This is a genomic window from Streptomyces sp. 150FB (assembly GCF_000818195.1).
Classification (GTDB): Bacteria; Actinomycetota; Actinomycetes; order Streptomycetales; family Streptomycetaceae; genus Streptomyces.
In genome coordinates, this window is record NZ_JTHL01000001.1 from 1,191,524 (window position 1) to 1,205,396 (window position 13,873).

11 protein-coding genes, 1 pseudogene and 1 riboswitch are annotated in these 13,873 nt (G+C 68.9%); of the genes and pseudogenes, 1 reads left to right on the forward strand and 11 read right to left on the reverse strand.

The genetic code is table 11. The annotated features are described in order from the left end of the window. Positions 1-94: 94 nt before the first annotated feature. Positions 95-2,980, reverse strand: coding sequence for an aminomethyl-transferring glycine dehydrogenase (gene gcvP, locus QR77_RS04675; protein WP_040019798.1), 2,886 nt, complete (start codon positions 2,978-2,980; stop codon positions 95-97). Between the two features lie 177 nt (positions 2,981-3,157). Further along, positions 3,158-3,256: riboswitch (glycine riboswitch) on the reverse strand. A 128-nt stretch (positions 3,257-3,384) separates the two neighbouring features. Here gcvP and QR77_RS04680 point away from each other — a divergent pair. Then, the gene (locus QR77_RS04680; RefSeq protein ID WP_040019799.1) at positions 3,385-3,783 is read left to right on the forward strand and encodes a PRC-barrel domain-containing protein; all 399 of its coding nucleotides are present in this window, start codon (positions 3,385-3,387) and stop codon (positions 3,781-3,783) included. Here QR77_RS04680 and QR77_RS04685 read toward each other — a convergent pair. The 10 genes and pseudogenes from QR77_RS04685 to QR77_RS04730 form a co-directional block, all read right to left on the reverse strand. Further along, positions 3,771-5,225 (reverse strand): DNA polymerase IV, encoded by a 1,455-nt coding sequence (locus QR77_RS04685; RefSeq protein ID WP_040027325.1) that lies wholly within the window; start codon positions 5,223-5,225, stop codon positions 3,771-3,773. The two genes, QR77_RS04680 and QR77_RS04685, sit on opposite strands and share 13 nt — an antisense overlap. Positions 5,226-5,283: 58 nt before the next feature. Then, a complete protein-coding gene (locus QR77_RS04690; protein WP_040019800.1) occupies positions 5,284-5,853 on the reverse strand; it encodes a MerR family transcriptional regulator in 570 nt (189 codons plus the stop codon). Between the two features lie 180 nt (positions 5,854-6,033). Continuing rightward, positions 6,034-6,507 carry a bifunctional nuclease family protein gene (locus tag QR77_RS04695; protein ID WP_033327106.1) on the reverse strand — a complete coding sequence of 158 codons (474 nt, stop codon included), beginning with the start codon at positions 6,505-6,507 and terminating at the stop codon, positions 6,034-6,036. Positions 6,508-6,560: 53 nt separating this feature from the next. After that, entirely contained in the window at positions 6,561-7,301 is a 741-nt protein-coding gene (locus tag QR77_RS04700) for a MerR family transcriptional regulator (protein ID WP_040019802.1), read from the reverse strand. A gap of 16 nt (positions 7,302-7,317) precedes the next feature. Continuing rightward, positions 7,318-8,268 (reverse strand): FHA domain-containing protein, encoded by a 951-nt coding sequence (locus QR77_RS43195; RefSeq protein ID WP_078876484.1) that lies wholly within the window; start codon positions 8,266-8,268, stop codon positions 7,318-7,320. 73 nt (positions 8,269-8,341) lie between these two features. Beyond that, the gene (locus QR77_RS04710; protein WP_040019804.1) at positions 8,342-9,187 is read right to left on the reverse strand and encodes a DUF881 domain-containing protein; all 846 of its coding nucleotides are present in this window, start codon (positions 9,185-9,187) and stop codon (positions 8,342-8,344) included. 5 nt (positions 9,188-9,192) lie between these two features. After that, positions 9,193-9,525 carry a small basic family protein gene (locus QR77_RS04715; RefSeq protein WP_040019805.1) on the reverse strand — a complete coding sequence of 111 codons (333 nt, stop codon included), beginning with the start codon at positions 9,523-9,525 and terminating at the stop codon, positions 9,193-9,195. Then, positions 9,522-10,455: pseudogene (locus QR77_RS04720) on the reverse strand (DUF881 domain-containing protein). The gene QR77_RS04715 and the pseudogene QR77_RS04720 overlap by 4 nt, the downstream one beginning before the upstream one ends. A 109-nt stretch (positions 10,456-10,564) precedes the next feature. After that, the gene (locus QR77_RS04725; protein ID WP_040019807.1) at positions 10,565-13,060 is read right to left on the reverse strand and encodes a mannose-1-phosphate guanyltransferase; all 2,496 of its coding nucleotides are present in this window, start codon (positions 13,058-13,060) and stop codon (positions 10,565-10,567) included. Between the two features lie 110 nt (positions 13,061-13,170). Beyond that, positions 13,171-13,761, reverse strand: coding sequence for a CDP-alcohol phosphatidyltransferase family protein (locus QR77_RS04730; protein WP_040019808.1), 591 nt, complete (start codon positions 13,759-13,761; stop codon positions 13,171-13,173). Positions 13,762-13,873 lie beyond the last annotated feature (112 nt).

Here is a 13,873-nt window from a genome sequence, read left to right on the forward strand (position 1 = left end):
GTATCACGTACCGCGCTCAGGCCCATGTCCGTACGCGGCCCCCGTACGCCAACCCTCGTACGTCAATCCCCGTACGCCGGGCCTTTCCCCCGTGTCAGTGGTCGTACGCCTCCAGCGGCGGGCAGGAGCAGACCAGATTGCGGTCGCCGAAGGCACCGTCGATCCGGCGGACCGGCGGCCAGTACTTGTCGGCGGCCGAGACCCCGGCCGGGAAGACCGCCTCGTCGCGGGTGTACGCGTGGTCCCAGGTCCCGCCGAGCGCCGCCGCCGTGTGCGGTGCGTTGCACAGCGGGTTGTCGTCGGCGGGCCACTCGCCCGAGGCGACCTTCTCGATCTCCGCACGGATCGCGATCATCGTGTCGCAGAACCGGTCGAGTTCGTTCAGGTCCTCGCTCTCGGTGGGCTCGATCATCAGGGTGCCCGCCACCGGGAACGACATCGTCGGCGCGTGGAAGCCGTAGTCGATCAGGCGCTTCGCGATGTCGTCGACGCTGACGCCCGTCGCCTTCGACAGCGGACGCAGATCCACGATGCACTCGTGGGCCACCAGGCCGTTCGGGCCGGTGTAGAGGACCGGGTAGTGCGGTTCGAGCCGCTTGGCGATGTAGTTGGCGGCCAGCACGGCGACCTGCGTGGCGCGCTTGAGGCCCTCGCCGCCCATCAGCCGTACGTACGCCCAGGAGATGGGCAGTATGCCGGCCGAGCCCCACGGCGCAGCCGAGATCGGACCGACGCCCGTGTCGGGTCCGGCCGCCGGCTGGAGCGGGTGGTTGGGCAGGTACGGCGCGAGGTGGGCCCGTACACCGACGGGGCCGACACCGGGGCCGCCTCCGCCGTGCGGGATGCAGAACGTCTTGTGCAGGTTCAGGTGCGACACGTCCGAGCCGAACTTGCCCGGCTTGGCGAGCCCCACCAGCGCGTTCAGGTTGGCGCCGTCCACGTACACCTGGCCGCCCGCGTCGTGCACGGCGGCGCAGACATCGGTGATGTGCTCCTCGAACACCCCGTGCGTGGACGGGTAGGTGACCATCAGGACGGCCAGTTCGTCGCCGTACTGCTCGATCTTGGCGTGCAGGTCCTCGACGTCGACGTCACCGTCCTCGCGCGTCTTGACGACCACGACCTTCATGCCGGCCATCACGGCGCTCGCCGCGTTCGTGCCGTGCGCGGACGACGGGATGAGGCAGACCGTACGGCCCGTGTCGCCGTTGGCGCGGTGGTAGGCGCGTACGGCGAGCAGCCCGGCGAACTCGCCCTGCGAACCGGCGTTGGGCTGGAGGGACACCGCGTCGTAGCCGGTGACCTCGGCGAGCCGCTCCTCGAGTTCCCTGATGAGGGTGAGGTAGCCCTGCGCCTGCTCGGCCGGCGCGAACGGGTGCAGCGCGGCGAACTCGGGCCAGGTGACCGGCTCCATCTCGGCCGTCGCGTTGAGCTTCATGGTGCACGAACCGAGCGGGATCATGCCCCGGTCGAGCGCGTAGTCGCGGTCGGCGAGCTTGCGCAGGTAGCGCAGCATCGCCGTCTCGGAGCGGTGCTGGTGGAAGACGGGGTGGGTCAGGTAGCCGCCGGTGCGCAGCAGCGGTTCGGGCAGCGCGTCGTCCACCGCGAGGTCGAGCGCCTCGATGTCGCCCTCGACGCCGAAGGCCTTCCACACGGCCGCCAGTTGCGCCCGTCCCGTGGTCTCGTCGCAGGCCAGTGAGATGTGGTCGGCGTCGACGAGGTGCAGGTTGACACCGCCCTCGCGGGCGGCGGCCAGCACCTGGGCGGCCCGGCCGGGAACCCGGACGGTCAGTGTGTCGAAGTACGCCGGGTGCGCGATCTCCACACCGCCGGCGCGCAGCCCCTCGGCCAGCAGTGTCGCGTAACGGTGGGTGCGTTCGGCGATCGCGCGCAGCCCGTCGGGACCGTGGTAGACCGCGTACATCCCGGCCATGACGGCGAGCAGGACCTGCGCCGTACAGATGTTGCTGGTGGCCTTCTCGCGGCGGATGTGCTGCTCGCGGGTCTGGAGGGCCAGCCGGTACGCCTTGTCGCCGTCGGCGTCGACGGAGACCCCGACGAGCCGGCCGGGCAGGCTGCGCGCGAACTTCTCGCGTACGGCCATGAATCCGGCGTGCGGCCCGCCGAAGCCCATCGGCACACCGAACCGCTGGGTGGTGCCCACCGCGATGTCGGCGCCCAGTTCACCGGGCGGGGTGAGCAGTGTGAGCGCCAGCAGGTCGGTGGCGACGGTGACGATCGCACCCAGCTCATGGGAGCGCTCCACGACGGGCCGGATGTCCCGTACGGCACCGGAGGCTCCGGGGTACTGGATCAGTACGCCGAACACCCCGCGCTCGGCCACCTCGGCGGGAACGCCCTCGCTCAGGTCGGCGACCACGACCTCGACACCGGTCGGCTCCGCGCGGGTCCTGATCACGGCGACGGTCTGCGGCAGGGCGTCGGCGTCGACCAGATACACGCCGTCCTTCACCTTGCCGACGCGGCGGGACAGCGCCATCGCCTCAGCGGCGGCCGTGCCCTCGTCCAGCAGGGACGCGCCGGAGGTCGGCAGCCCGGTCAGATCGGCCACCACGGTCTGGAAGTTGAGCAGCGCCTCAAGCCGGCCCTGCGAGATCTCCGGCTGGTAGGGCGTGTACGCGGTGTACCAGGCGGGGTTCTCCATGACGTTGCGGAGGATCACCGGCGGGGTGAACGTGCCGTAGTAACCGAGGCCGATCATCGGTGCGAGCACCTGATTGCGGTCCGCGAGGGTACGCAGCTCGGCCAGGACCTCCGCCTCGGTGCGCGCGTCGGGGAGGCGCAGCGCCTCGGCGCTCTTGATCACGTCGGGCACGGCGGCGGCGGTCAGCTCGTCGAGCGAGCCGTAGCCGACCTGCGCGAGCATCTTCGCCCGCGCCTCCGCGTCAGGCCCGATATGGCGCTGTTCGAAGGGGGTGCCTCGCTCGAGCTGCGCGAGCGGAATGCGTTGGGCGTTCATTGCGGAGGCCTCCTGGTCGACGCGACCTGCGGGGGCACCATGACGCGGGTGCCCGGACGGCCTCCCCCTCTGTCATCTGCACCTGAGAGCTTCACCGGGCGCGCCGTGAGGCGACCCGGCTTTCACCGTCGGTGAGAGCGGATGCCGTCGGACAACCGCTCTGCTTTCCAGAGTGACCTCGTCCGCGCGGTACGGGGGCCTGAGAGATTCCGGGGAGGATTTGCTCCTTCGGCGCCACCGGCGAACTTGACCGGAGGACTCTCCCGCACGGGGTCAGCAGCCGTTACCCAGCCTACCAGCGAGGTATCCGAAGCAACTTTCGAGTGGCCGCCGCCCCAGATCTGCACTTTTGTAGTATTTACACCGGCCACCCTTACGAGCAGTTTCGATCTGTTGGAGGGAACGTGGAGACCGATATCGATCCGCGCAGCCTGATAGGCCGCAAGGCTTTCGACCGTGACGGCCGCAAGATCGGAACGGTGGACGAGGTGTATCTCGACGACGCGACGGGTGTGCCCGAGTGGGCGGCCGTACGGACGGGCATCTTCAGCCGCGACGCGTTCGTCCCGCTCGCACCGAGCACGCTGGCGCACGACGCCCTCCAGGTCCCCTTCGACCGCGCGCTGATACGGGATGCGCCCGACTTCGGTGTGGGGCGGCACCTCTCGCCGGAGCAGGAGGTCCAGCTCTACCACCACTACGGGCTGGCGCTGCCGTCCGTGGAGCTGCCGGAGCGGCCGGCGTCGCTCTCCGACCGGGACGCCGAGAACGACTTCGGGCGGCTGGCCGGTCACGAGGACTGATCCGGGTCGTCCGCGTCATCCGGGGGCGCGACGAGCGGGAGCGGCTCCGACAGCTCAAGATCGGGATCGTCCATCCAGAAAGTCCGCACCCGCCCCGGCGGCGATGTCGGCTCCTCGAAGCGCACCGTGACCCGCCGCAGGCCGCTGCCCTGCACCCAGCCCGCCCCCAGCACCGCGTGCCGCACATCGTGCCCCGCGGGAAAGCGCCGCTCGGCGGGCGGAGGCAACTCGGCGGGAGCGGGCTCAGTCCCCACCACAGGCGGCGCGGCCTCCCCCGCCGTCACCGGCGTCTCCACCCCGCCGGCCCGCCCCTCCTCCGCCGCCCGCGCCTCGTCCCGCTCGACGGCCGCCGCCTGGGCCAGCTCCTCGGCGGCCGCCTGCGCGAAGAGGTCCTCCTGCGTGTAGTCGGCGAGCCCCGTGACGCCGACCCCCAGCAGCCGTACGCCGCCGGTGGTGTCCACGGACTCCAGCAGCCGCCCGGCGGCCTCCCGCACCACACCGGGGTCGTCCGTGGGCCCCCGCAGCGTCTCCGAGCGCGTCAGCGTGGAGAAGTCGTACCGCCGCACCTTCAGTACGACGGTCCGCCCCGAGTGACCGCCCGCCCGCAGCCGCTGCACACACCGCTCGGCGAGCCGGTCGACCTCGGTGCGCACCCGTACCCGGTCGTGCAGGTCCACGTCGAAGGTGTCCTCGACCGACACGGACTTGGTCTCGCGCTCGGACACGACGGGCCGGTCGTCGTACCCCATCGCCATCCGGAACAGCGAGGCGCCGTGCGACCTCCCCAGCAGCCGGACCAGCTCGTCCTCGCCGGCCTCGGTCAGATCGTCGATGGTGGTCATCCCGGCGCGCCGCAAATGCTCGCCGGTCGCCGGCCCCACCCCCGGCAGGGTCCGTACGGTCATGGGCCCCAGCAGCTCGCGCTCGGTGCCCGGCTCTATCAGCACGAGACCGTCGGGCTTGGCCTGCTCGGAGCCGATCTTCGCCAGCATCTTGGACCCGGCGAGTCCGACCGACCCGGTGAGCCCGGTGACCGCTCTGATGTCCCTGCGCAGCCGCTCACCGGCCTGCCGGGCGGTCGCGGTGTCGTGGGCGGTGCCGCCCGCCTCCAGGTCCACGAAGGCCTCGTCCAGGCTCAGCGGCTCGACCAGCGGCGAGAGCCGGCCCAGCAGTTCCATCACCTGCTCGCTGACCGTGCGGTAGAGGGCGAAGCGCGGGACGAGGTACGCGGCGTTCGGTGCGAGGCGTCTCGCCTGCGCCATCGGCATCGCCGAGTGCACCCCGAACCGCCGCGCCTCGTACGAGGCCGTCGAGACCACCCCGCGCGGGCCGAGACCGCCGACCACCACGGGTTTTCCGCGCAGACTCGGCTTCGACGCCTGCTCGGCGGCGGCGAAGAAGGCATCCATGTCCAGATGCAGGATGGTCGGCGCGGATCTCACACCCCCGATGCTGCCTCAGACCACTGACAACCGGCCCTGCGACGGCGCCGGACACGCGTCAGACCGCCCGGTCGCGCCGCCGCCTCGCCAGTTCGTCCGTGGGGTTGTTCCCGATCAGGGTCTCGCCCGTGTCGATCCGCTCCCCGTGGAGCTGGGACAGCGCCGCCTCGACATCGCGCCAGACCACGCCGACAGCGATCCCGAAGACCCCCTGGCCCCCTTGGAGCAGGCCCACGACCTCGTCGGGCGAGGAGCACTCGTAGACCGTCGCGCCGTCGCTCATGAGCGTCATGCGTTCCAGATCCTGGAAACCCCGTGCCCTCAGGTGCTGGACAGCGGCTCTGATGTTCTGGAGGGCGACACCGGTGTCCAGGAAGCGCTTCACGATCTTGAGGACCACCACGTCCCGGAAGCTGTAGAGCCGCTGCGATCCCGACCCGTAGGAGGGACGCACGCTCGGCTCGACCAGCGCCGTACGCGCCCAGTAGTCCAACTGGCGGTATGTGATCCCCGCCGCCGCGCACGCGGTCGGACCCCGGTAACCGACCGTCTCGACTCCGGGGTCGGCCGCACTGCTGTGGAGCGGATACGGAACATCCGCCGCCGTACCGTCACCGCTGCTTGTCACGCCGACCTCCGTCCTTGACCTGCCCTGTCGACGGTAGGCAGTCACCCGGGGTGCGTCAACGATCGCCGCACTCGCCACGCCGAGTGATAATCACCCTGAGAGTGGTTTCCCGTGTCCCGTTTCAGGGAAAGGCTGACCGAATGCGCTGACGGAGAGGCCCCCGGAGCGTGCTCCGGAGGCTCACTGGCTGTTGGTTCCGAAGTCCTCCGGAGAGATCTGGTCGAGGAACTCGCGGAACTTCTCCACCTCGTCCTCCTGCTCGTCCGGGATGGCGATCCCCGCATCGTCGAGCACCCCGTCACTGCCGTAGATCGGCGTACCCGTGCGTAGCGCGAGCGCTATGGCATCGGACGGCCTGGCACTCACCTCGACCCCACTCGCGAAGACCAGCTCCGCATAGAAGACCCCGTCCCTGAGGTCGGTGATGCGGACCTCGGTGAGCTCCTGGCCCACCGCTTCAAGGACATCCTTGAAGAGGTCGTGCGTCAGCGGCCTCGCCGGAGCCATGCCCTGCTGAGCGAAGGCAATAGCAGTAGCCTCCCCCGGTCCGATCCAGATGGGGAGGTAGCGGTCGCCTCCCACTTCACGCAGGAGCACGATCGGCTGGTTGGAGGGCATTTCGACCCGGACACCCACAACGTCGAGCTCGTTCACACAGCAACCCTAGGACGTGCCCGGTCGGTTTGGGTAGTCGGACTCCCCCGTGATCAGTGCTGTCGCACTCCGAGAGCGGTCCGTACCAGCGCCGCGTGCAGGCGTACGGAGAGGGAGGCCAGCTCCCTCGTGGTGGCCTCCGCATGGGCTCTGGTCTGCGGATTACGGTGCCGGCGCAGGGGCGACACCACCTGTTCGACGAGACCGGCCTCACGCTCGGCTGCGGCTTTCATCACTCTGAGATGTCTGGGTTCGAGTCCGAATTTTCCGAGATCCGCGACAAGTTTCGCCACGGTGACGGACTCGGAGTCGTATCCGCCCTCCGGCATCGGAGTGATGAGGCCGTACGCCTCCCACTCGTCGAGGGCGCTCTCGCCGACCTCGGCGGCGGCCAGCAGCTCGGCGCGGCCGATCCTGGCGGCCGTGGGCGTCTCCCCCTCCGCGTCCTCCCAGGAGCCGTCGGGCAGCTCGCGCTGGGGGCCGGGGATCCGGGGGCGCTCGCCGCGCTCCGAGGCGTCCAGGTGCTCCCTGATGACCTTCAGGGGCAGGTAGTGGTCGCGCTGCATCCGCAGCACCTGGGCCAGCCGCTCGACGTCCTCGGGGCTGAATTTGCGGTAGCCCGACGGTGTCCTGCGCGGCTCCACCAGCCCCTCGGCCTCGAGGAACCGGATCTTGGAGATGGTGACCTCGGGGAACTCGTCCCTGAGGTGGTTCAGCACCGCCCCGATACTGACCAGTGGTTCGGCCGTGGGGGCGGTGCCGTGACCGGCACCGCCCGTCGGTGTTCGAAGCATGGACCTTCCCTGAGGGTCACACGCCCCGCTGGCTCGCGTAGAAGACCAGCCGGTACTTACCGATCTGGACCTCGTCGCCGTTCGCCAGCAGGACCGAATCGATCCGCTCACGATTGACGTACGTACCGTTCAGACTGCCGACGTCCGAGACGGTGAAGTGGCCGTCGCCGCCCCTGCGGAAATCCACGTGGCGACGCGACACGGTCACGTCGTCGAGGAAGATGTCGCTCTGCGGGTGGCGGCCGGCCGTGGTCAGCTCGCCGTCCAGGAGGAAGCGGCTGCCCGAGTTCGGTCCGCGGCGCACGACCAGGAGCGCCGAACCCAGCGGCAGGGCGTCGACAGCCGCCTGCGCCTCGGGAGAGAGGGACGGCACCGACGTCTGTCCTGTGACCTCCGACTCGTACGCCTCAAGTCCCGAGATGGAGATCGTCGAGGTGGTCTCCGAAGGACGCTCCGGCGGCGCTCCGGGCCGCAGCGGCGCACCGCAGTTGGAGCAGAACCGGCTCGCCTCGGCGTTCCGGTGCCCGCATCTCGTACAGACCGGCGAAGCCGACATGGAAGGATCCTCCTGCCGCGACTGCCCTGGGGCGTCGGTGGGGAACGCTCCGGTGGGAAAGTCTCCACCCTTACTTGAGGTTGATGGTTCTCCAAAACCTATGCCGCCGGAACCGGCAGGGTCAACAGACGACGCGCCGTGGGCGTCACCGCCCTGGCCGCCGACCTCGTCACGGAAGAGCGGACGATCGCCGCTCGGCTCTTCGCTCCCGCCATGGCGCGCCGCGCGATGGCGGGCTGAGCCACCTTCCTCGCGTGCGCTCTTGCCGAACAACTTCCCAAACAACTTCACGGGCGATTCCCCTTGACCGATACAGACCCGCCCGTGGGGCAGGACGAACCCTGAATGAACACACCTGCCGACCCGGACATCTTGACAACGTCCGTATCCACCGGACAGTTTCCACCACACATCACGCTGTTCGTGCGCCGACCCCCCGCAACCTCATGCCCGCGTCCGGGGGCTGCCATGCACTGCCGCCCCACTACGGTGACGACCGAGCGTAGTCAGGCCGCCTCGCCGGTCGCAAGGCATCCACGATGATCTTCTCAGAGCGGCTGACAACCGCCGTGGCCTGCTCCTTCTCCAGCGTCTGCACCACTCCGCCGGGGATGTTGAGCGCCGGCTCCAGGTCCTGCGGTTTGCCGATGACCTTGAAGCGGTACGGCGCCTGGACCCGCTTGCCGTCCACCTGGATGTCACCGCCCGTTCCCGAGAAATGAGTATCCGCGACCACACGCACGCTGTTGACCTCGATGGCCTCGGCGCCCGCCGCCCGCAGTTCCTGGATCGCGTCGAGCAGCATGTCGGGCTCCACGGCGCCGCTCGCGTCATTGACCGTCAAGGTGATTCCCGGTCCCTGTGCCGCGACCGTACCGGCCAGGATGCCGAGTTGCTGCTCCTTTTCGAGCGTCTGTTTACGGGCTTCCTCGGCCTGGTCCGAGCTGGTCTCCAGTTCGGTGCGCTGGGCTTCGAGGCTCTGTTTCTCCTCGCCGAGCCGCTGGGTGCGGTTGTCGAGCTCGTCGAGGATCCGTACGAGGTCCTCCTGGCGCGCACCGCGCAGCGCGCTGTCGTCACTGTTCGAGGCGACCTGGATGGCGAGTCCCAGCCCCAGCCCGAACAGCAGCACGGCCACGATGAGTTGGGCACGCGTGACGCGCGGCGGCCAGAGGCCTGCCAGCAGCCGCTGGCGGCCCGTGAGCGGCGCGAGGCCGGACCCGGGCGTCTCTTCGCCGCTCGCGGGTTCGTTGTTCGCCGGCCCGTCGTTGGTGGGCTCGTCGGTGGTGGGCCCGTCGCCCGGGGCCCCGTTGTCCGTCAGCTCGTTGCTCATCCGCGTCACGCCCGGAAGATGTGCCGGCGGATCGCCGCCGCGTTGGAGAAGATCCGGATGCCCAGCACCACGACCACCCCGGTGGACAGTTGGGCGCCGACGCCCAACTTGTCGCCGAGGAAGACGATGAGGGCCGCCACGACCACGTTCGAGAGGAAGGAGACCACGAAGACCTTGTCCACGAAGATCCCGTCGAGCATGGCCCGCAGGCCACCGAAGACCGCGTCGAGAGCCGCCACGACGGCGATCGGCAGATACGGCTCGACCACCGCCGGTACCTCGGGCCTGACCAACAGTCCGACCACGACTCCCACGACGAGGCCCAGTACGGCGATCACGATGTGGTGCCCTTCCCTGTGTCGGCCGGTTTCCGCCCGTTGCCCGTCCCGGCATCGGCGGCCTTCGGCTCTGCTGTACGTACGATCAGGCTCGGCGCGGCAGGCAGGCGCACGTCGTCCTCTTCGGAGATGGTGGTGCGGACGTCGAAGGTCTCCCGCAACGCCTTCAGATACTGGCCGTCGGGGCTGCTCTTGAAGCTGCCGCTGACCTTTTTCGCGTCACCGATCGCGAGGACCGTGTAGGGCGGCACCAGCGGCCTGTTGTCGACCAGTATCGCCGAGCCGGCGGCCCTGATCGCCGAAAGGGCGGTCAGCCGCTGCCCGTTGATGGCGACCGCCTCGGCACCCGATGCCCACAGGCCGTTGACGACCCGCTGCATGTCCCGGTCGCGCAACCGGCCGGTGTCGGAGAAGTCGCTGTTCTCGCGGGCGTCGCCGCCGCCGGTCTCGGTGTCCTTGGCGTCGTCGACGACCAGCTTGACGCCGGGACCGTGCACCTCTGTCGCGCCGGCCAGCAGCGCGACCAATTCGCCTGTGTCCCCCCCCGTGTTCACGCAGGGCGACGCGCTGACGGTTCCCGACATCGGTCCTGAGCTTCTCGACGGTCCCCTCGAGATCGTCGGCGGACGACGTCTGCGTACCGATCCTGTCGATGAGTTCCTGGCGCTCCTTGGCCACGACGGGCGCGGAGCTGTGTGCCTGGGCGGCGCCCACGGTGACCACCAGCGCGGCCAGCAACAGGCCGCCGGCGAGGCCGAGCTTCGCCCGGACCGTACGGGGCAGTCCGCCTTCCTCGGCGTCCCTGCGCGCCGCGGCCTCCGCGTACCCGTCGTCGAGGCTGTGGTCGATCACATTCGTCAGCAACGACATGGAAGCGTCGGGGCGCGCGGGTGAAGCTGGAGTGCTCCGAACGGGGGACGGCGGCGGCATGCCGCACATCGTCGCACGTCGCGGGGGTTACCGCCGAATGGCCCTGCCGGTGTGCCGGACGGCGCCCTGAAACGCCGCCCGGCACACCGGTTTCACATCGGTGACCTGCTCAGTGACCTGCGCTGTCCACCACGGTCGACCACTCGTCGAGCAGCAACTGCGCCGACGCGTCGTCGGGACCTTCCGCCCACAGATGGGTGACGGCCTCGGAGGGGTCGGGCAGCACCATCACCCAGCGGCCGTCGGTCTCCACCACCCGTACGCCGTCGGTCGTGTCCACCTGCCGGTCTCCCGCCGCTTCCACGACGCTGCGCATCACAAGCCCCTTGACCGCCCACGGCGTCGCGAGGTCCCGCTTGAGCACATGCGCGCGCGGGATGCGTGCGTCGATCTGGCTGAGGGTGAGTTGCGTACGTGCCACCAGACCGATCAGGCGTACGAAGGCCGCCGTACCGTCGAGGACACTGCTGAACTCCGGAACGATGAAGGCACCGCGCCCGTCACCGCCGAAGATCGTGTCCTCTTCCCTGCCCACCCTGGTCAGGTCGTCGGGCGAGGTGGTCGTCCACTCGACCTGTGTGCCGTGGTAGGCGGCGACCTGCTCGGCGATCCTGGTGGTCGTCACGGGCAGCGCCACACGGCCGCTGCGGCGCTCGGAGGCGACCAGGTCGAGCAGTACCAGCAGGGCCCGGTCGTCCTCGATGATCCGGCCGCGTTCGTCGACGAGCGACACCCGCTCGCCCACCGGGTCGAAGCGCACCCCGAAGGCGGCGCGCGCCGAGGCGACGATCTCGCCGAGCCTGACCAGGCCGGAGCGGCGTGACTCGACCGTCTCGGTCGGCCTGGACTCGTCGAGCCCGGGGTTGATGGTGAGCGCGTCGACACCGAGCCGTCCCAGCAGGCTGGGCAGGACGAGGCCGGCGCTTCCGTTGGACGCGTCGACGACGACCTTGAGTCCGGCCTCGGCGATGCCGGAGGTGTCGACGTTGCGGAGCAGTGAGCCGGTGTACGAGTCGAAGACGCTGGCCGGGAAGTGCAGGTCGCCGATCTCACCGGGGAACGCGCGGCGGTACTCCTGCCTGGCGTACACCCGGTCCAGCTTGCGCTGGCCCGCCTGTGACAGGTCGGCGCCACGCTCGTCGAAGAACATGATGTCCACGGAGTCGGGGACCCCGGGAGACGTCCGGATCATGATGCCGCCGGCGCTGCCGCGCGCGGTCTGCTGCCGGGCGACCGGCAGCGGTACGTTCTCCAGGTCCCGTACGTCGATGGCGCTGGACTGGAGCGAGGAGATCACGGCACGTTTGAGCGCACGGGCACCACGGGAGTGGTCGCGCGCCGTGGTGACGGTGGACCCCTTCTTCAGGGTGGTGGCGTAGGCCCCCGCGAGCCGCACGGCGAGTTCCGGTGTGATCTCCACATTCAGGATCCCGGAGACACCGCGGGCGCCGAAGAGGTTCGCCTGTCCTCTGGACTCCCAGATCACCGAGGTGTTGACGAAGGCGCCGGCCTCGATGGTCTTGAACGGGTAGACCCGGACATTGCCCTGGATAATCGATTCCTCACCGACGAGACACTCGTCGCCGATGACGGCTCCGTCCTCGATCCTGGCCGCGCGCATGACGTCGGTGTTCTTGCCGACCACGCAGCCCCGGAGGTTGCAGTGCTGTCCGATGTAGACGTTGTCGTGGACAACGGCCCGGTGGAGGAACGCGCCTGTTTTGACGACCACGTTGGATCCGATGACCGAGTGCTCGCGGATCTCGGCGTCGGCTTCGACCTTGGCGTAGTCGCCGATGTACAGCGGTCCGCGCAGCACCGCGTCGGGGTGGACCTCGGCGCCTTCGGCCACCCACACACCCGGGGAGATCTCGAAGCCGTCGATGTCGACGTCGACCTTGCCTTCGAGGACGTCCGCCTGGGCCTTCTGGTAGCTCTCGTGCGTGCCGACGTCTTCCCAGTAGCCCTCGGCGATGTAGCCGTAGATCGGCTTGCCTTCCTTCATTAGCTGAGGGAAGACATCACCGGACCAGTCGACGGAGACGTCCGCCTCGACGTAGTCGAAGACCTCGGGCTCCATGACGTAGATGCCCGTATTGACGGTGTCGGAGAAGACCTGGCCCCAGGTGGGCTTCTCAAGGAAGCGCTCGACCTTTCCCTCTTCGTCCACGATCGTGATGCCGAATTCCAGCGGGTTGGGCACCCGGGTGAGGCACACCGTCACCAGTGCGCCCTTCTCCTTGTGGAAGGCGATCAGGTCGGTCAGGTCGAAGTCGGTCAGAGCGTCACCGGAAATGACGAGGAAAGCGTCGTCCTTCAGTGCTGCCTCGGCATTTTTCACGCTCCCCGCCGTGCCGAGCGGCTTCTCCTCGTTCGCATAGGTGAGCTCCATACCGAGCTCTTCCCCATCGCCGAAATAGTTCTTGACGAGGGATGCGAGGAACTGCACTGTTACGACGGTTTCACTGAGTCCATGGCGCTTGAGCAACCGCAGCACGTGCTCCATGATCGGCCGGTTCACGACCGGCAGGAGCGGCTTGGGCATACTTGAGGTCATGGGGCGAAGTCGCGTACCTTCGCCGCCGGCCATCACGACGGCCTTCATGTCGGAAGCGTCCTCCTTGAAGAGACAATCTCGCCGACTTCACCCGTCCGGACAGAGCCTATGACGTCAGGCGTGGCCCGGCGACACTGCGCGGCACCACATCGACGAGATCAATCGGCCTCGGTGTCCGCCTTCACCAGCCGGCGGACCTGGACCACATACAGGATCCCTGCCCACCAATACAGAGTTGTACCCCATCCGGCGAAAGCCCATCCGAAAACTTCGGCGAGTGACGCAAGCCAACCATGCCCGTCACTGAGAAGCAGGAGCGGGAAGGCGTACATCAAGTTGAAGGTAGCCGCCTTCCCGAGGAAGTTCACCTGGGGAGGCGGATAGTCGTGCCTCCGCAGGATTGCGACCATGACCAGAAGCATCAGCTCGCGCGCCAAAAGCGTCACGGTGAGCCAGAGGGGCAGGATCTCCCGCCAGGTGAGGCCGACCAGGGTGGAAAGGATGTACAGCCGGTCCGCGGCGGGGTCGAGGAGCCGGCCGAGGTTGCTGATCTGGTTCCAGCGGCGGGCGAGCTTGCCGTCGAGATAGTCACTGATACCGCTCAGCGCCAGGACCAGCAAGGCCCAGCCGTCGCTCCCACGCAGAATCAGCCACAGGAAGAGGGGCACGCCGACGAGACGAGCCATGCTGAGGATGTTGGGGATAGTGAGTACTCGGTTCGTCTGAACGCGAGTCTCCTGGACCTCCACCCGGGGGCCTCCTGTGGGGAACGTACCAACGATGCCTCCTGACCTTACCCTTAGGCCCAGTCGGCGTACGCACGGGGTCAAAGGCCATGTACAGGGCAGGCGAAAGTGCCCC